Annotated in this window: 17 protein-coding genes; 3 read left to right on the plus strand and 14 right to left on the minus strand. The window is 73.3% G+C overall.

Annotated features, from left to right (window positions below):
• Positions 1 to 650: 650 nt before the first annotated feature.
• On the minus strand, positions 651 to 1139 hold the full coding sequence (locus ACWEGE_RS31955; protein ID WP_449664162.1) for a MarR family winged helix-turn-helix transcriptional regulator: 489 nt from the start codon (positions 1137 to 1139) through the stop codon (positions 651 to 653).
• A 28-nt stretch (positions 1140 to 1167) separates the two neighbouring features.
• On the opposite strand from ACWEGE_RS31955, the gene ACWEGE_RS31960 reads away from it, so the two are divergent.
• Complete coding sequence (locus tag ACWEGE_RS31960) at positions 1168 to 2613, plus strand: phenylacetate--CoA ligase family protein (protein ID WP_449664163.1); 1446 nt, start codon at positions 1168 to 1170, stop codon at positions 2611 to 2613.
• A gap of 27 nt (positions 2614 to 2640) precedes the next feature.
• On the opposite strand, the gene ACWEGE_RS31965 is transcribed toward ACWEGE_RS31960, so the two are convergent.
• Positions 2641 to 5214 carry a hypothetical protein gene (locus ACWEGE_RS31965; protein WP_449664164.1) on the minus strand — a complete coding sequence of 858 codons (2574 nt, stop codon included), beginning with the start codon at positions 5212 to 5214 and terminating at the stop codon, positions 2641 to 2643.
• 46 nt (positions 5215 to 5260) lie between these two features.
• The gene (locus ACWEGE_RS31970; protein ID WP_449664165.1) at positions 5261 to 5569 is read right to left on the minus strand and encodes a DUF4326 domain-containing protein; all 309 of its coding nucleotides are present in this window, start codon (positions 5567 to 5569) and stop codon (positions 5261 to 5263) included.
• 224 nt (positions 5570 to 5793) lie between these two features.
• Between ACWEGE_RS31970 and ACWEGE_RS31975 the strand changes: the two genes are divergently transcribed.
• Positions 5794 to 6186, plus strand: a complete 393-nt coding sequence (locus ACWEGE_RS31975) for an STAS domain-containing protein (protein WP_449664166.1) — start codon at positions 5794 to 5796, stop codon at positions 6184 to 6186.
• Between the two features lie 6 nt (positions 6187 to 6192).
• Here the strand turns inward: ACWEGE_RS31975 and ACWEGE_RS31980 are convergent, their stop codons facing one another.
• The 11 genes from ACWEGE_RS31980 to ACWEGE_RS32030 form a co-directional block, all read right to left on the minus strand.
• Entirely contained in the window at positions 6193 to 6573 is a 381-nt protein-coding gene (locus ACWEGE_RS31980; protein ID WP_449664167.1) for a response regulator, read from the minus strand.
• Positions 6570 to 7991, minus strand: a complete 1422-nt coding sequence (locus ACWEGE_RS31985) for a PAS domain-containing sensor histidine kinase (RefSeq protein WP_449664168.1) — start codon at positions 7989 to 7991, stop codon at positions 6570 to 6572. The genes ACWEGE_RS31980 and ACWEGE_RS31985 overlap by 4 nt, the downstream gene beginning before the upstream one ends.
• 50 nt (positions 7992 to 8041) lie before the next feature.
• Positions 8042 to 8440: an ATP-binding protein gene (locus tag ACWEGE_RS31990; RefSeq protein ID WP_449664169.1), complete on the minus strand. Its 399-nt coding sequence runs from the start codon at positions 8438 to 8440 to the stop codon at positions 8042 to 8044.
• A 71-nt stretch (positions 8441 to 8511) separates the two neighbouring features.
• A complete protein-coding gene (locus ACWEGE_RS31995; protein WP_449664170.1) occupies positions 8512 to 9159 on the minus strand; it encodes a response regulator transcription factor in 648 nt (215 codons plus the stop codon).
• 128 nt (positions 9160 to 9287) lie between these two features.
• On the minus strand, positions 9288 to 9752 hold the full coding sequence (locus tag ACWEGE_RS32000; RefSeq protein ID WP_449664171.1) for a DUF6292 family protein: 465 nt from the start codon (positions 9750 to 9752) through the stop codon (positions 9288 to 9290).
• Between the two features lie 67 nt (positions 9753 to 9819).
• Complete coding sequence (locus ACWEGE_RS32005) at positions 9820 to 10527, minus strand: RraA family protein (protein ID WP_449664172.1); 708 nt, start codon at positions 10525 to 10527, stop codon at positions 9820 to 9822.
• Positions 10528 to 10536: 9 nt separating this feature from the next.
• Positions 10537 to 10860, minus strand: a complete 324-nt coding sequence (cutA, locus tag ACWEGE_RS32010; RefSeq protein WP_449664173.1) for a divalent-cation tolerance protein CutA — start codon at positions 10858 to 10860, stop codon at positions 10537 to 10539.
• 22 nt (positions 10861 to 10882) lie between these two features.
• Positions 10883 to 12448 (minus strand): Hsp70 family protein, encoded by a 1566-nt coding sequence (locus tag ACWEGE_RS32015; protein ID WP_449664174.1) that lies wholly within the window; start codon positions 12446 to 12448, stop codon positions 10883 to 10885.
• Position 12449: 1 nt separating this feature from the next.
• The gene (locus ACWEGE_RS32020) at positions 12450 to 13694 is read right to left on the minus strand and encodes a hypothetical protein (protein WP_449664175.1); all 1245 of its coding nucleotides are present in this window, start codon (positions 13692 to 13694) and stop codon (positions 12450 to 12452) included.
• A complete protein-coding gene (locus tag ACWEGE_RS32025; protein ID WP_449664176.1) occupies positions 13691 to 15163 on the minus strand; it encodes a dynamin family protein in 1473 nt (490 codons plus the stop codon). Before ACWEGE_RS32025 ends, ACWEGE_RS32020 begins: the two co-directional genes overlap by 4 nt.
• Complete coding sequence (locus ACWEGE_RS32030; RefSeq protein ID WP_449664177.1) at positions 15160 to 17001, minus strand: dynamin family protein; 1842 nt, start codon at positions 16999 to 17001, stop codon at positions 15160 to 15162. The genes ACWEGE_RS32025 and ACWEGE_RS32030 overlap by 4 nt, the downstream gene beginning before the upstream one ends.
• 47 nt (positions 17002 to 17048) lie before the next feature.
• Between ACWEGE_RS32030 and ACWEGE_RS32035 the strand changes: the two genes are divergently transcribed.
• Positions 17049 to 17587: hypothetical protein (locus ACWEGE_RS32035; RefSeq protein ID WP_449664178.1), on the plus strand; the 539-nt coding region annotated here is incomplete at its 3' end.

Here is a 17587-nt window from a genome sequence, read left to right on the forward strand (position 1 = left end):
AACTGCGGCCGCGGCTCCACTCACCGGCGAAACCACACCACCTGTGGCACGCCCCACCGGCGCAGCGGCGCCCCCACCCACTGGCGAAACCACATCACCCGCAGCGCGCCCCATCGGACCAGCCGAAACCGGCGCAACCGGGGAAGCAACCACCCCGGCGCCACGCCCCGACCCAGTCCCCGCAACGCCCCCAGGAGAAGCCACCGTCTCGCGAGGTGCCGCACCAGCACCCGCTCCCGGAACCCGCAAGACACCCCGGACCGCAACCCCGGCCTCCGGGAGCCTGGTGCCCAGCGCGGGCGCAACCACCGCGCCCACCGGGTCCTCGGCCCGGGGCGCCGCGTCGGCGTCGCCGGACGTCAGCCACATCGCCAGCCAGATGCCCGCCACCGCTCCCGCCAGTACCAGCAGCCGGCGAGCGGCGACTGACACGCCGCCCACCTCGCTAGCCCCGGTCACGTCGGCGAACCTCCACGGTGAGAACAGGCCTGGGACGTACCCTCCAACGGCCCGCACCACACCCCTGCTACGGGCCGTCCGGCGCTTCCACTCGTCCGGCCTAGTATTTCGGTCTCCACATGCCTGACTTGAGACTCCAGTCGGGTGAGGTGGATGGACCAGGTGCCCGCCCAGCGGTACCTCCGCCGAATTCAGGCTTCCTGCGCCCGCCGCTGTCCTGACAGCGCTCCCAGTGCCGTGACGCCGTGCTGCAGGCCTTCGCGGAACGTCGCGCGCTGGCCCGGGCTCATCTCGGCCAGGAGCGCGTTCTCCAGCTCCGCGACCGCCGGTGCGCAGCCCGCGAGCAGCGCCCGCCCGGCGTCGGTGAGGCCGGCCAGCAGGACGCGCTTGTTGCCCGCCTTCGGGGTCCGCGCGATCAAGCCGCGCTTTTCCAGCGTCAGCACCATTTCGTGCATGGTCTGCGGCCGCAGGAACGACCGGCGGGCCAGCTGCGCCGAAGACAGCGCGCCGCTGGCTTCGAGCACGGTCAGCGCCGTGTACTGCAGCGTCGTGAGCCCGAGCGGCCGCAGCGCGTCGTCGAGCAGGGCCCTGATCACCAGCTCGAGCCGCTTGACCAGGTACAGGGTCAACGGCGGGCCGGCGGGGTGCTCCTGGGCCGAGGTGCTCACGGCGCCCATCATGGCACGCGTCCGCCGCTATGCTCCGATCATGGACCTCGGTCGGCAGACCCGCGTGCGGCAGGCGTTCGACACGTTCTTCGCGGCCGCGGAACCGCCGCCGGAAAACCACGTCCTCGAGTTGTTCCGCCGCACCGCGGAAACCGTGCCCGCGTACCGGGAATTCCTGCGGGAGCACGGGATCGAACCGCAGACCATCGCGACGATGGCCGATTTCCGCACCCTGCCGCTGGTCGGCAAGGAGGGCTACCACCGGAAGTACCCGCTGCCCGAGCTCTGCCGCGGCGGCACGTTCGACGGGCTCGACATGATCGCCGTTTCCTCGGGCTCCAGCGGCCACCCGACCGTGTGGCCCCGGGCGCTCGAAGACGAACTGCACGTCGCGAGGCGGTTCGAACAGGTGCTGGCCGGCGCCTTCGAGGCCGATCGGCGCCGCACGCTCGCCGTCGTCTGCTTCCCGCTCGGCACCTGGGTGGGCGGCCTGTTCACCACGGCGTGCGTGCGCCACCTCGCCGCCAAGGGCTGCCCGATCACCGTCGTGGCCCCCGGCAACAACAAGGCCGAGATCCTGCGCGTGCTGCCCGAGCTCGCGCCGCACTTCGACCAGGTCGTGCTGCTGGGGTACCCGCCGTTCGTCAAGGACGTCGTCGACACCGGCCTCGCCGAAGGCATCGCCTGGCCCGCGTACGCGCTCAAGCTCGTGCTGGCCGGCGAGGTGTTCAGCGAGCAGTGGCGCGAGCTGGTCGCCCGGCGCGCCGGGATCGCCGACCCGGTCCGCGACATCGCGTCGCTGTACGGCACGGCCGACGCCGGCGTGCTCGGCACCGAAACGCCGCGGTCGGCGGGGATCCGCCGGTTCTTCGCCGGCCGCCCGGACCTGGCCAGCGAGGTCTTCGGCGACGCGCGGCTCCCGACGCTGGTGCAGTACGACCCGGCGAGCCGCTTCTTCGAGGTGCACGAGGGCACCCTGGTCATCACGGCCGACGGCGGCATCCCGCTGATCCGCTACCACCTCGCCGACGACGGCGGGCTCCTGCCGCACGAGGAGCTCCTCGGCTTCTGCGCCCGGCACGGCTTCACCCCGCCACCGGGCCCGGACCTGCCGTTCGTCTACGTGTTCGGCCGGTCGCTGTTCACGGTGTCGTTCTTCGGGGCGAACGTCTACCCGGAGAACGTGACCGTGGGCCTGGAGCAGCCGGGCATCAGCGACACGGTCACCGGCAAGTTCGTCGTCGAGTCGGTCGAAGACGCCGACCGCGACCGACGGCTGCGCATCACGGTCGAGACGGCACCGGGCGCCACCGCCGACGCCGGCCGGATCGCGGCGGCCGTGCGGGCCCAGCTCGTGCGGCTGAACAGCGAGTTCGCGCACTACGTCCCGGCGGAGCGGCAGCTGCCCGACGTCGTGCTGCGCCCGGCGGGCGACCCCGAGTACTTCCCGGCCGGGGTCAAGCACCGCTACACGCGGCCGTCCTAGCCCGGCCCGCCGGCCGACCGGCACCGATCACGGACGCGCGAGCTTGCGGAACCGTTCGCGGCGCTCGTCGGCCGACGAGCCGTCGGCGATGTCGTCGTCGAACCACGAACACAGCGCCGCCCACAGTTCCGCGCGCGCCGCGAAGTCCTCCAGCGCCACCGGGGTCTGCTCGAGTTCCGCCACGTCCGCCACCAGGTGGTCCAGGCGGCGGTCGCACAGGCGGACGTACTCGCGGACGACGATGTTCGCGTCGAAGTTCGTCTTCGCGCCCCGGCCGGCCGCGCCACGCAGCTGGGCGTGCAGGCTTTCCTCGCAGTACAACGGGAATCCGGCGATCGAGCCCGGGTAGCCGGACTCGGCCGCCCACTCGCGGAACGCGCAGATCGCCTGGTAGCGCGTGTACCAGTCCTGTTTCCCGGCCGCCAGGTTCGCCAGCTTCCGCCAGGCGTCGCGGTCGGCGGCACGCCAGCGGTCGAGTGTGCGGCCGTCCACCGGCGGGCCTTCGTCGAGCGCGCGGGCGCGCCAGAAGTGCGCCCGGCAGCCGGCGATCTCGGCGACCAGCCGGCGGACGTAGCCGACCTGTTCCCAGACGTGGGCGCGTTGCGGCCGCAGCGGCGCCGCGCGGTCCGGCGAGAAGGTCACCATCTCGAAGACGCGGAACAGCTCGTGGCCGCGCAGGGCCGCGAGGTCCGGGTCCTCCCCCATCACCCAGGAGCGGCGCTCCGGCAGCCGCCCGCTGTGGCTGATCGTCGCCGCGTGGTAGAGCTCGCGGACCGCGCGGCGGGCCACCTCGTCCCGCGCTTCGCCGAGCAGCCGCGGGTTGCGCGCGCGGTCGCGCAGGTCGCGTTCGCCGCGCGGGCCGACTTCGAGCATCGCCACCGCGTACACGCTCGCCGCGTTGTAGCACTCCTCCCAAGACCGGCGGGGTCCCGCGGCTTCGACGGTCGCGTCGAGCGCACCCGGGTCCGGCGGCCAGCGCCGGTCCGGGCAGACGTCGGCCAGCCGGACGCGGCTGCCGGGGTAGGCGGGCTGGGGTTCGGGCACCGCGCCGGTCACCGGTTCGACGTCCGCCATCGCGCGCCGCACCACCGACCACACCAGGGACAGGTCGAGGGCGCGGTTCGTCAGCTGCTTCCAGCTGCGGCGCCAGCGGCGGCCGAACCGGCGGTAGTCCTCGATGAGCCGCTCGATCTCGTACTGGGACAGCGCGGCGAAGTAGGAGCGCATCTCGGCGGCACGCAGGTTGTACTCGGCCAGCTGCGCCGGTGTCGCCTCGCTGACCAGCAGCTCCTCGACCGGCACCTTCAGCACGCGCCGGTGCAGCTCGAGCCGCTTCTCGCGCGGGATCGGGTACGGGCGCGTGCGGACGTCGAGGTCGACGTACCGGCGGAAGCGCAGCTCGATCGCCGCCCGCAGCTCGGCGCGGCGCTGCGCCCGCGCGTCGCCCGGGGCGCCCGCGGTGGTGCGCCGCACCCACCAGGACCCGGCCACGGAGTCGCCGTGGCCGAGGACGAGCGCGTGCCGGTAGCGGGCGATGAGCAGGGCGACGTCGCGGCCGCGGCCGGCGTGACGGGGCTGGCGGGCGAAGTCGGGGCCGATCCACCAGCGGGCCAGCCGCGGGTGCCCCCGGCTGCAGACGGTGATCACGTCGTCGTAGGTGGCGAGCGCGTCGAGGTGCAGGTCGAGCTGCTCCTGCAGGGCGGCGATCTCGAGCCTGATGTAGACGTTGGCCGGGTCGAGGCTGACCGCGCGGTAGTACTCGGCGAGGGCCTCGTCGTAGCGCCGGTAGGCGATGAAGTGGTTGGCGCGCTGGTAGGCGTCGAAGAGCTCGTACGGGATCTTCGCGCCGCGCCAGGCCGCCCAGTGGATGTTCGTGCGGACGTAGGCGCTGCGCGGGATGACCAGCGCGGCCACTGCGTTCGCCGCGCGGTGGAGCACGCGCGGCCAGTTCGCGTCCTCGATCACCAGCGGGCTCGCGGCGAACCGCGGCACGCGCACCAGTTCCAGGATCAGCTGGTGGCGGCCGGGGGTGTTGCCGGGGCGGACGGTGCCGGTGACGGTGAACGCGGCGGGCGGCTGGGCCAGCCGGATCACCTTGGTGACCGCCTTCCACCAGCCCTCCGCGGCGTCGCCGGCGTGCTCGACGATCTGCAGGAAGTCGTACGAGCTGCCGGCGCCCGGGACCGGCGTCGGGGTGTAGAGGCGGGAGTCGTTGAGGAACCGCTTGAAGGTGGCGGTCAGTTCGACGGCGGAGTCGATCTCGCGGTCGTGGCTGCCTTCGGGCCGTTCGTCGGCGAACACCCGGATGTCGATCTGGTTGGCCCGGTAGGCGGCGCCTTCCAGCCGCGCCTTGCCGATGAAGTACAGCGTCAGGACGGCGGAGACGAGCACCACGGACGTCTGCAGCACGGTCCAGGTGATCACGGTGGCGACCTTCGGGTCGCGCACGAACGTCCAGGACTGGAAGAACGGCAGGTAGGGCACGACCGCGAAGCCGGCCGCGACGAGCCCGGACGTCACCGCCGCGAGCCACCAGCGGATCCGGTGCGCCGCGGGCAGTTCGGCCTGGTCGAACCCGCCGAGCCGCCGCGCGTGCACCATCACTCACCCCCTCGTGTCAGCTTACTCGCACAGGGGGTCCGTTCTGTTACGGGCCGTTATCCGCGAGCTCGGCGATCACCTGGGCGTGGCACGGCTCGGGGACGCACCAGCACCCGAGCCGGCGACCGCGCAGCTCCGGCAGCAGCGCGAGCAGGTCCGGCCGGGACAGCAGGTGCTCGCGGTACTTGGCGACGACGTCTTCGCGCGTGCCGTCCGGCCCGGGCCGGAACGGGCTGGCCAGCTTCGACCCGTCGAGGTGCCGGCCCCCGCGGTGCATCGCCCGCCCGACGTAGACGACGTCGGCGTGGTCCGGGTCGTCCCGGTGCCCCTTCAGGTTGACGACCGTGGTCGGCATCCGGCCTCCTTCGACCGCAGGTGGTCCGTTTTCACCGGTTCGCATCCCATCCGGTTGCGCCCGATGGTCCGCCTAGTGCACATGCACTATGCTGAAGGCTCACGGTTGAGCCGTCAGCCGCTGCCGGACGTTCCGCGCCCGGGCCGGCAGGCTGGCCTCGTCCGCCCGTCCCCGCCCCGCAACGTCCGGCTCGCCCCCGCTGCCTGACGAAAGGGTGTGCCGCGATGGTTCCCGAACCACGCTCGGCCGACCACCAGCTCACCGCCTCCGACTGGCTCAACGCCGGCGGCCACATGTCCCTGCGCGTGCGCTCGCCCGGCACCCGCACCCTGCTCGTCGAGGTGACCGGCGAGGTCGACCTCGGCACCGCCCGCCGCCTCGACGCGGTGCTGCAGGACCGCGTCCGCGGCGAGCTCGACGAGCTCGTCATCGAGCTCGACGGCGTCACGTTCTTCTCCGTCGCCGGGCTGAACTCGCTGCTGCGCGCCCAGCTGCTCGCGGACTCGGCCGGGGCGCGCCTCACGGTCGACGCCGGGCGGTCCCGCGCGGTGCGGCGGCTGTTCGCGCTGCTGCCGACCGACTTCGACAGCGTCGCGAACGTCCGGCCGGTCGGCTGACCGCGCTCACCCGGCCACCTGACGGCCCAGCCGCCGGACGGCCTCGACGATCGCCGTGTTCGGCGCGCCCTTGACCAGGTACTCGGTGACCCCGGCCGCGGCCAGCCCGGCGATCGAGGCCCGGTCGGCGTAGGCGGAGAAGGCCAGGATGGCGGTCTCCGGGCTGCACCGGGCGATCTCGCGGGCCGCCCGCGCCCCGCCGCCGCCCGGCATCCGGACGTCGAGGACGGCGACCGCGGGCCGGTGCCGCTCGGCGAGCCGGATCGCCTCGTCGGCGTCGCCGGCCACCGCGACCACGGCGATGCCGTCCTCGGATTCCAGGACCTCCTTGAGGACGTCGCGGATCATCACGTCGTCGTCGGAGATCAGCACGCGCAGCTCGGTCACGGGGCGGGCTCCGTCGCGTCCGGCAACAGCGGCAGCCAGAACTCGACGACGGTGCCCTCGCCGGGCGTGCTGTCCACCGAGAGCCAGCCGTGCGCCGCCTCGGCACGTTCGTGCATCTCGACCAGCCCGAAGTGACCCGCGCCGGCGTCGCCCCCGGCCGTGCCGACGCCGTCGTCGGCGATCCGCACCAGCGTGCCGTTGTCCACTGTGGACAGCGTGACGCCGACCCGGGTGGCGCGCGCGTGCTTGTGGACGTTGCTGAGCGCCTCCTGGCAGATCCGGTACACGGTGATCGCCGCTTCGGGGGACGGCTCGGCGGTGAGCTCGTCGCGCACCTCGTGCGCCAGCCCCCAGCGGCCGGCGACGTCGTCGGTGTAGGCCGAGACCGCCTCGACCAGGCCGTGCCGGTCGAGTTCCGGCGGCCGCAGCCGGGAGACCAGGCCGCGCAGCCGGGCGATCGCGGCGGCGACCGACTCGTCGAGGCCGGCGACGGCGCTCGCGTGCGGTTCCGGCAGCTTGGAGGCCAGCAGCTGCAGGCGCATGCCGACGGCCACCATGGACTGGATCGACTCGTCGTGGACGTCCCAGGCGATCCGGCGGCGCTCCACCTCCTGGGCCTCGACGAGGTGCCCGACCAGCCGGCGCCGTTCGCGCAGCGCCTTCTCGGCGTTGCGGCGCTCGGTCATGTCCCGGGTGACCTTCCCGAACCCGTGCAGCCGGCCCTGCTCGTCGTACAGCGCGGTGATCACCACGTTCGCCCAGAACCGGGTGCCGTCCTTGCGCACCCGCCACCCCTCGTCCTCCAGCCGCCCCTCCGCGACCGCGATCTCCAGCTCACGCACCGGCTTGCCCGCCTCGATGTCCTCGGCCGGGTAGAACACCGAAAAGTGCTGCCCGATGATCTCCTCCGCCGCATACCCCTTGATCCGCTGCGCGCCCGCGTTCCAGCTCGAAATGTGCCCGCCGGTGTCCAGCATGAAGATCGCGTAGTCCAGCACGCCCTGCACCAGCAGCCGGAACCGGTCGTCGCCCTCCCGCCGGGCCAGCTCGGCCGCGCGGCGCCGGGTCATGTCCCGGATGACCTTCCCGAACCCGTGCAGCCGCCCCTGCTCGTCGTACAGCGCGGTGATCACCACGTTCGCCCAGAACCGGGTGCCGTCCTTGCGCACCCGCCACCCCTCGTCCTCCAGCCGCCCCTCCGCGACCGCGATCTCCAGCTCACGCACCGGCTTCCCCGCCGCCACGTCCTCCGCCGGGTAGAACACCGAAAAGTGCTGCCCGATGATCTCCTCCGCCGCATACCCCTCGATGCGCTCCGCCCCGGCGTTCCACGTCGAGATCCGGCCCTGGGTGTCCAGCATGAAGATCCCGTAGTCCAGCACGCCCTGCACCAGCAGCCGGAACCGGTCGTCGTCCATGCGGCAACTCTGCCGGATCGGCACCCGGCCGGCACGGCAACGGACCCGGCTCAGCCCGCGAGCTCGGCGGGCGAGGCGGGCAGGACGCACCAGACCACCTTCCCGCGGCCGTGGCGGGCGGTTCCCCGCACCGAGGACAGCCGGTCGACGAGGGCGAGACCCCAGCCGCCGTCGGCTCCCGCGGGGCGCCGCACCGGGGGCGCCGGGTTGTCGTCGAAGACCTCGATGCGCACGTCCGCGCCTTCCACGGTCAGCCGCAGGACCGGGTCGCCGCCGGCGTGGCGCAGCGCGTTCGTCGCGAGCTCGGTGACCACCAGCAGCGCGTCGTCGACGCCGGCGCCGTCGGTCCAGGCCAGCAGGGCGAGCCGGGTGAACCGGCGTGCGAGGGCGAGCCCGCCCGCCGAGCCGGACAGCACGCACTCCGCGGTGAGCGGGACAGGGATGTTCACGCCGCAAGCCTGCTCGAAGCGCACCCGGCGGCGCGAGATGCAAAAGCCCCCACCCCCCTGGTGCAACTGCATCAGCCGATGAGGCCCTCCCGGCGGGCCACCGCGACGGCTTCGAGCTTCGACCGCGCGCCGAGCTTTTCCAGCACCCGCTGGACGTGGTTGCGCGTGGTGTTGCGGGAGACGCCCAGCCGACGGCCGATCTCCTCCGTGGTCGCGCCTTCGGCGAGCAGGTCGAGCGTCTCGCGCTCCCGTGCGGTCAGTGCCGCGCCACCACCCGTGCCCCGGCCGGTGAGCCGGTCGAACACGCCGGGCAGCAGCTCCGGGTCGAAGACCACGCCGCCGGCGGCCACGTCCCGCACGGCGGATTCGAGCACGCCGAGCTGGGAGGACTTCAGCAGCAGCCCCGCGCCGCCCGCCTTGGCCACCTGCACGGCGATCGCGGGCGTCGCGTCACCGGTCAGCACCAGCACCCGCGCGCCGCCCGCGCCGAGCCGCGCGACGACGCCGAGCGCGTCTCCGTCGGCGAGCCGCCGGTCCAGCACCACGACGTCCGGGTCGAGTTCGAGCACGTCGGCCACCGCCTCCGCCCGGGACCGGGCCCGGCCGACCACGGTGATGCCGTCGGCGCGGTCGAGGGCCAGCTGCAGCGCTTCGGCGACCATGTCGTGGTCCTCGACGAGCAGGACACGAACGGGTCGAGGCTCCTCGGCGCTGCTCACGGTGTTCCCTCACTCCGGTGGCGACGGTGAGACCGGGGCTTCGCCCCGAGGCCGGGGGTCCGCCACCCGGACCCCCGAAAGCGGTGTGACCGCCCATCCTAGGCGTCCGGGCACGGGACCGCCGCCGGTCACCAGGCGGGGGAACTGGGCCGCAACAGCCCCTCCGGGCCGGCGACCGGCAGCCAGTCGACGAGGTCCTCGTGGTGACCGGCCGCCCGGAACACCGGCGGCCGGAACGCGCCGGCGGGCGGCCCGGCGACCCTCAGCACCTCGAGGAACCGGGAGACCGCGCGGGGCGCGGGCAAGACCTCCGGGCCGCCGAGGTAGGCGAGCACCTTCGGCGCGCCCCCGACGGCGGGCTCGACGACCGCCGACCAGCCGTGCACCTCGTCCCAGATGAGGGCCAGGTCCTGCCCCGGCCGGTCCGGGAGCGTGCGGTCGAGCGCGACGTACCCGGAGGACGGCACGTCGAGGTCGAGCGAGCACGACTCGAACCCGACGCCGACCGCCTGGGCCACCCGGCCGAGATAGGCCCGCAGTCCCCGGGCGAAGTGGTATTCGATGTCCCTGCCGAAGCCGATGAGCGTGTTCATGGTTCCGCCTCCCGCACCCGCTGCAGGCCCGGAATACCCGATTCAGCGAGGGATCACACTTTCGAGCTCATTCCTCGATGGCCCCGCCCACGGCCCGCAGATGGGCGCGGAAAGTCAAGGACGGATTCGTTTTGCGGGCCGCCAGGAATTCACCGAAGCGGAGCTGTTCGCGCAATGGTTCGCCGCCGCGGATGCGGTCGGCCTGGCGCCGTTCGGTGTCGCGGATTCCCTCGGCGAGGGCGAACAGTTCACCCGCCTGGGCGAGCGGGACGAAGAGGACACCGTCGTCGTCACCCAGCACGAGGTCCGCCGGCCCGATCCGCCACGTCCCGACGATCGCCTCGGCCAGCCCGCCCTCGACGCGCGGGCCGAGGCTGAGCGGGCCGGTGGGCAGCGAGCCGAGGCTGAACACCGGCAGCCCGATGGCGCGGATGTCGGCGGTGTCGCGGTGCAGGCCCCAGATGACCACGCCGGAGAGCCCGGCGGCGCGCGCCTCCAGGACGACGAGGTCGCCGACGCAGCTTTCGTCGAGCCGGCCGCCGTTGTCGACCACCAGCACACCGCCGGCGGGGGCGTCCTCGAACGCTTCGAGGAAGACGTCGACGCTGCCGACGTGCCGGGCCGGCACGGCCGGGCCGAACAGGCGGCTCCCCGGCACCACCGCCCGCGTCGGCGACGGCGCACAGCGCACCGGGAGCCCGGCGCGGATGCACGCGTCGGCGAGGTGAGCCGTGGTCAGCGTCGCGAACCGCTGTCTGAGTCCATCGTGGTCCATGCGCCGAATCTAGCCAGCGGTCTCGGTGGTCAGCCACGCCAGGTATTCGGCGCTGCCGCCGGTGATCGGGGTGGCGACGACCTCCGGCAGTTCGTAGCTGTGCAGCTGCCGGAGGCGTTCGGTGAGCGCCGGGACGCGCTCGGCGGTGGTCTTGATTTCGACCCGCCACTCCTGGTCGGTCTGCACCGCGCCGCCCCACCGGTAGACGCTGGTGATCGGGCCGACGATCTGGGCGCAGGCGCCGAGGCGGGCGTCCACCGCCTGGGTGGCGAGCTCGCGGGCCGCCGCTTCCGAGTAGGTCGTGGACGTCACGATCACGTGTTCTGCCGCCATGCCGGCGAGGCTACCGCCGCGGTCAGGTCGTCTTCTTCGTGGTCGTCGTGGTCGTCGGGGTCGTGGTCGTCGTCGGGGTCGTCGTGGTGGTCGGCGTCGTCGTGCGGGTCGGTGTCTTGCGGCGGGTCGCCGGCGGCGGGTTGGTGTGCGGCGGGTTCACCGTCGCGTGGGTCGTCTCCGCGGTCTCCGGCGGCGGCAGCGTCACCAGCGAGGGTGTCTCGCTCGCCGAAGTCGTCGCCGGCACCGGGGTGTTCCCCGACGGGCTGCCCCCGGAGCTGCTCACCGCCACCGCCACGCCGCCGATGGCCACGACCGCGACCGCGCACAGGCCCACCACCACGCCGCGGCGGGAGGCCCGCCGCCCCGGGGTCGAGCCGCCCTTGGCACGGCCCAGCGACGGCGGCGGCGCACCCGCTCCGAACGCGGGCCCCGCCGGTTCGCGCGTTTCCCGCCGCGGCGGCGGCACGCTCGAGACGGCGGCCACCGGCGGGCTCGCCGGCCTCGGCGCCGTCGCCGGCACCAGCCCGGAGCGGCCGGAGGCGAGCGCCGCCGCGCCGAGCGCGACGCCGTACTTCGGGTGGATGTCGACCGCGGTCGGACGGCCGAGCTCCGCGGAAACCAGCTGGGACACCAGCGGGATCCGCGACGAGCCGCCCACCAGCAGCACCGCACCGAGGTCGGCCGGGCGCAGGTTCGCCGAGCGCAGGGCGCGGTGCAGCGACCCGATCGTCGCCGTGATCGACGGGCGGATCATCTCCTCGAACTCGCCGCGGGTCAGCCGGACCTCGGTCTGCACCGACGGCAGCAGCACCGGGACCGCCGCTTCGGTGTCCGCGGACAGGGCTTCCTTCGCCAGCACGCATTCCTGGCGCAGCCGCACGACCGCCGCCACCGCGCGCGGGTCGTCCGGGTCGATCTCCGCCAGCTTGCCGTCGAGCGCCCGGTCGACGTGCCCGAACACGGCCTCGTCGAAGTCGATCCCGCCCAAGCCCTCGATGCCTTCCGGGGTGCCGAGGATTTCGAACCCGCCGGTGCGCTTCCGCAGCACCGTCGCGTCGAACGTGCCGCCGCCGAGGTCGTACACCGCGACGACCGCGCCCTCGTCGAGGCGCTCCTGGGCGGCGTAGTGCGCCGCCGCGGCCTCGGGCTCGGTGATCAGGCCGACGTGGTCGATCCCGGTCAGCTTCGGCACCTGCTCGAACAGCTCCCGCTTGTACGGTCCCCAGTTCGCCGGGTGGGTGAGCGTGATCCGGTCCGGGCGGCCGCCCTGCTGCCCGGCGACCGTCCGCACCACGGACCCGAGCAGGTGGGCCATCAGCGACGCCACCGAGTGCGGGGCGCCGCCGAGCAGCACCGGCGTCGGGTCGCCCAGGCGCCGCTTGAACTCCCGCGCGACGCGGTCGGGTTCGACGGCCGCGCGCCGGCTCGCCGCGTCGCCGACGAGCACGCCGCCGTCGGCCCGCAGCAGCACCACCGAAGGGATGGCCGCCGTGCGGTCGCCGAGGGAGACCATCTCGACGTGGCCGTCCCGGTCGACCGCGGCGGCGGTGAAGGTGGTGCCGAGGTCGATGCCCAGTCCGTAGCTCATGTCAGCCTCCGCCGCCGGTGTGCGTGTGGTCCCAAGCCGGGTGGTCCGCGGGAACCGGCTCCGGCTCCTCAAGGTGGTCTTCGGGTGCCGCCGGCGCGAGTGGCTCCTCCGGCGGCAGGCCGTGCGGCTCCGGTGGCGGGTCGTCCGACAGGTGCCGCGCGTCCGGCACGGGGTCCGGCTGGTCGTGCCGCGGCGGCTCGAACGGGGGCTTCTCCTCCGCGCTGCCCGGGTGCGCCGGTGGCTCGAACGGGTGCTCCTCCTCCGCCGGGTGCGGCCGGGTGCCGGTGACCTCGCCGGCGTCGTGGTGCTCCGGTTCGCGCCCGGTGGCGAAGCTGTGCCGCGGGACCGGGTGCTCGGCGAGCGAAGCCGAAGCCGCCAGCGTGGTCTCGACGGCCACCGGCGCGCTGTCCACTGTGGACGGCAGGCGGCCGGTCGGGACGACCGGCGGGGGCGGCGGGCCGGGCAGGGCCGGTGCCGGCGCGGTGGCCTGCACGGTCACCGCGGCGCCGCGGCCCTTGTCCGTGACCACCTCGGTCTGGTGCACGGTCGGCCCGGCGGGCTCGCCGAACGGGTCGTCGGCCTTGGCCTGCTCGTCCACGGCGACCCCGACCTCGATGCCGGGCGGGCCGGTCTCGGCCTCGTCGAGGAGCACCGTCTCCTCCTGGAACACCTCGATGTCGCCGTGTCCCGGCGCGTCGGGGGTGAGCTCGTAGGTCAGCGACCCCTCGTGCGCCACCGTGATCGTGCCGTCCGGGTTCTCGTGGATGACGATGTCGGCGTCCTGGACGATGTCGATGTCCGTGTCGCCGGGGGTGCCGTCGCCGGGGACGACGAGGTGCTGGTGGTCGACGTACACCTCGTCGTGGCCGTGGTTGTGCACCACGAACCGCTCGGTGGCGTCGATGACGAAGTTGCCGAACTCGTCTTCACGGACGTCGATCTGCTCGAACTCCTCGACGGTGGGCAGGTCCTCGGCCGGCGCGCCTCCGGTGGTCTCGGGGTGCCAGACCGTGCCCGTGCGGGCTTCGACGGAACCGTCCTCGCCCCGGGTCACCGTGCTGGTCTCGACGTGCGGCACGTATTCGTGGCCGGTGTCCGCGTGCGGGGTTTCGGTCGCGGCGGGTTCCGGCCGCGGGGCCGCACCGGGTGAGCCCGGTGTGAGCACGTTGCCCACCACCTCGGAGGCGATGGCGCCGGCGGCGGCCGTCACGGCCTTCCTGATCTTGCCTTTCGGCTGCTCGGTCACGACAAGACCTCCGCCCTGGCTTCGCTGAGCAGGATTCCTTCGCAGGTGCGGACCAGCACCCGCGCCGCGTCGCGGACGTCGCGCGGGGACGCAGGGTGCTCGGCGCGCCGCTGCCACCTCAGCAGCTGCGCGCCGAGCGCCTGCCGGATCGCGGCGCGGCTCGCGTTACCCGGCAGGCCCAGCCGGCTCGGCACGTCGACCCCGGTCGCGCCGAGCAGCCGTTCCGCGTCGTGGGCTTCGTCGGTGGTGAACAGGACGACGCCGAGCCGGATCGCATCGATCAGCCGGATCTCGGCGAACTCGTGCGCCCCGGCGACGATCCGCTCCCATTCGTGCAGCAGGCCGCCGGTGCGGTCCGGGTAGGCGCGCAGCACCTGCTCCACCGCCTGCAGCGCCGACCGGGCCTTGAGCACGTCGGCCCGCGCGGTGAACTGCGTGGTCAGCAGCGACCGGAGGCGGTGCAGGCCGCTGCGGGCCAGCAGCTCGCCCGACAGCGCCCGGGCGCCGGTCACCAGCTCGCCGCCGACCAGCTCGAGCGCCAGCCGCACGCCGAACAGGCCGTAGCGGGCCAGCAGCTCGGCGCGTTCGGCTGCGGGGACGTCCACTTCGGCCGCGCCGGCGAACCGGTCGGCCGACACCAGCAGCCGCGCCACCTCGGCTTCCGGTGCGGCCGCGAGCCGCCGGAACGCGCGGAACTCGGATTCCTTGAGCGTCGCCGCGGAGCTGGCCAGCAGCCCGGCCACCGGGACCACGGTCTGGCAGAGCCCGCGGACGCGGGAGTCCCGGGCGTAGCGTCCGGCGATCTTCGCCGCCGAGTCGAGCGCGTCGGTCCGGGCGTGCCCCACTTCGTCGGCCTTCGCCAGCACGCCGATGGTGTTCACCGGGCGGCGTTGCGCCGGGTCGTCGTGGAAGGCGTCGAGGAACCGGACGTCGTCGCCGTGCACGTGCCGCATCAGGTACACCACGGCGTCCGCGGTGCCCACGCCGTCACCCTCGGGCACCAGCGCCGCTTCGGTGCGGCCCGAGACCTCCGCGCGCGCCGAGCCGAGCCCGGGCGTGTCGATCAGCGTCATCGCGCGCAGGGCGGGCGACGGCCAGTCGACGACGAGCCGGTCGACGTCCTCGGGCGTCATGCCGAGGTCGAGCCCGAGGGTGCCGGACAGGCGGCCGAAGGGCAGCTGGCGCGGCATGCCGCGGACCGGGTGCAGCATGATCCGGTAGGTCGGGCCGTTGCGGTACCAGGTCACGACGCGGGTGCACTCCCCCGCGTCGGTCGCCGCCAGCTCCTGGCCGACCAGGGCGTTGAGCAGGGTGGACTTGCCGGCCTTGACGCGACCGGCGATCGCGACGCGCAGCGGCTCGGCGAGCCGGCCGGCGATCTGCCGCAGCTGCGGCTCGGCGGGCGAACCGGCGTACCCGGCGCACGCGCGGGCGACGAACCCGCGGACCTGCAGGTGCAGCGGAGTCATCGGGCCACCGCCTTCACGGGCTGGGGGGTGCTGCGGACGGTGAGCTCCTCGGCACGGCGGCCCAGCACCTCGAGGGCTTCGATGTCGGCCTCCAGCCGCTTGAGCTCCGCGGCCTCGGCGTCGTCGTCGACCACGGCTTTCTTGGCGTTGGCGAGGGCTTCGGTGAGGGAGCGCTGCAGTTCTTCCACACGCGCGCTGTAGGCGTCCCGGAGTTCTCTTTGGACGGTCCGCAGCGCGTCGCGGGAATCCTTGCCGACCTGGAGGTTGAACTCGTCGACGAACCGGCGCACCGCGGTCTTGGCCAGGCCGCGGCGCTTCTCCAGCTGCCGCTTGCGCTCGTCGGCGAAGCCGGACCGGCCCATCAGCAGGCCGGCCGCGACCCCGAACGGCGTCGGGATGGCCAGCGCGGCCATCTTGGTGAGCATGGAGAACATCAGGAAGCCGCTGTAGGCCTTCTGGAACGCGGCCATCCCGGTGGCGCCGCGGGTCTTGACGCCGGTGAAGGAGGAGTCGATGTCGATCTCCTCGACGACCTTCACCGGGGCTTGGACCTCGCGCGGCAGCACGGCCTGGGACTCGGCGAGTTCGAAGTGGTCGGCGACCCGGCCGGCCAGAACCCTGGCCTGCTTGACGAACGTCGTGTAGTTCTCGAGCGTCTCGTTCGCCAGGCGCTGCCGCAGCCACTTCTCGAACTCGGCCCAGTTCTTGGCCGGATCGCCTTCTTCGATGGCCTCTTCGGCCTCGTGGAGGACGCCGCGGGAGCGGGCGCGCAGGTCGTAGTCCACATCGGACGAAATGTCGGCGAAGCCGTCGAAGAGCAGCTGCTGCCACTTGGCGGACTGGCTGCGCAGCGCGTCGACGCGGTCGTTGACCCGGTCCAGCTCCGCGACCAGCGCGGCGGACTGTTCCGGGTGGGCGAGCGCGGTGCGGCGGGCGCGCAGCGCGGCGTGCAGCTGGCCGACGGCGGACCCGACGTGCAGGCCGATGGCGTTGAGCGCGGCCCGTTCGGCGTCGCCGACCACGCCTTGCAGCCGCTTGACCAGCTGCGGGAAGCCGGATTCGACGTTCATCTCCTGGTCGGCCGAGCGGGCGGCGATGGTGCGGAGCTCCGAGGACACGGCGACCGTGTCGATGGTGAGACCGCAGGCTTCGAGGTGGCCGGCGTTGAGTTCGAGGATGCGCCGCCACTGCGGGTAGAGGTCGATCTTGGTGAGGACGAAGAAGACGGCCGGGCAGAGTTCCTTCACCGTGCGGAGGAACCGCAGCTCGGCGGCGGTGAGTTCCTGCGAGGCGTCGGAGAGGAAGAGGACGGCGTGCGCTCGCGGGAGTGAGCTCACGGTGACGGCGTTGTGCAGCGAGCCGAGCCCGCCGACGCCGGGGGTGTCGACCAGCACCAGCCCGCCGGAGAGCAGCTGGCGGCTGATCGACGCGGTGACCGACTTGAGCTTGCGGACGTTGCCGGGGTTGCCGGCTTCGGAGACGTGATGGGGAAGGTCTTCGAGGGAGATCCGCTCGGTCCACGGCGGTGACGACGGGTCGGCCGGTTCGTAGGTCGCCAGTGCCCCGGACTCCGGCGCGTACCGGACGACGGTCGGCACCGCGGTCGCGATGTCGTCGTCGACCGGGCAGATCTTCGCGGTCAGCAGGGCGTTGATGAGCGAGCTCTTGCCCTGCTTGAACTCCCCGACGACGTAGACGGTGACGTCGGGTTCGGACAGCAGGCGCCGGGCGTCGGTGAGGCGCTGGACGAGATCGTCCCGCCCGTAGGCCTTCGCGCCCTTGACGGCCAGGTCCAGGGTGTCGAGGGCGATGCGCCCCCCGCCACTCGGCTCCTGCATGACCGCTCCTCCGGTTCGTTCACTGGGTTTCCGGCGACGGCTCAGTAGTGCTCGACGTCGTGGTGGTGGTCGGCGTGGTGGTCGTGGTGGTCGTGGCCGCCGTGGTGGTGGTGCTCGTGTTCGTGGCTGTGGTGCTCGGTGGCCGCCTGCTCGTTGAACTGGTTGCCGCCGTGGTGGCTCTGGGCCTGTTCGTTCTGGAAGATGTTGCCGTGACCGCCCGTGGAGGCCTGCTCGTTGAACTGGTTGCCACCGTGGCCTTGGCCCTGTTCGTTCTGGAAGATGCTCCCGTGACCGCCCGTGGAAGCCTGTTCGTTGAACTGGTTGCCACCGTGGCCTTGGCCCTGTTCGTTCTGGAAGATGCTCCCGTGACCGCCCGTGGAAGCCTGCTCGTTGAACTGGTTCCCGCCGTGCCCACCCGAGCCCTGCTCGTTCTGGAAGACGTCGCCACCGCGGCCACCCGTCGAGGCCTGCTCGTTGAACTGGTTCCCACCGTGCCCACCCGAGCCCTGCTCGTTCTGGAAGACGTCGCCACCGCGGCCACCCGTCGAGGCCTGCTCGTTGAACTGGTTCCCACCGTGCCCACCCG

This window comes from Amycolatopsis sp. NPDC004747 (assembly GCF_053601335.1).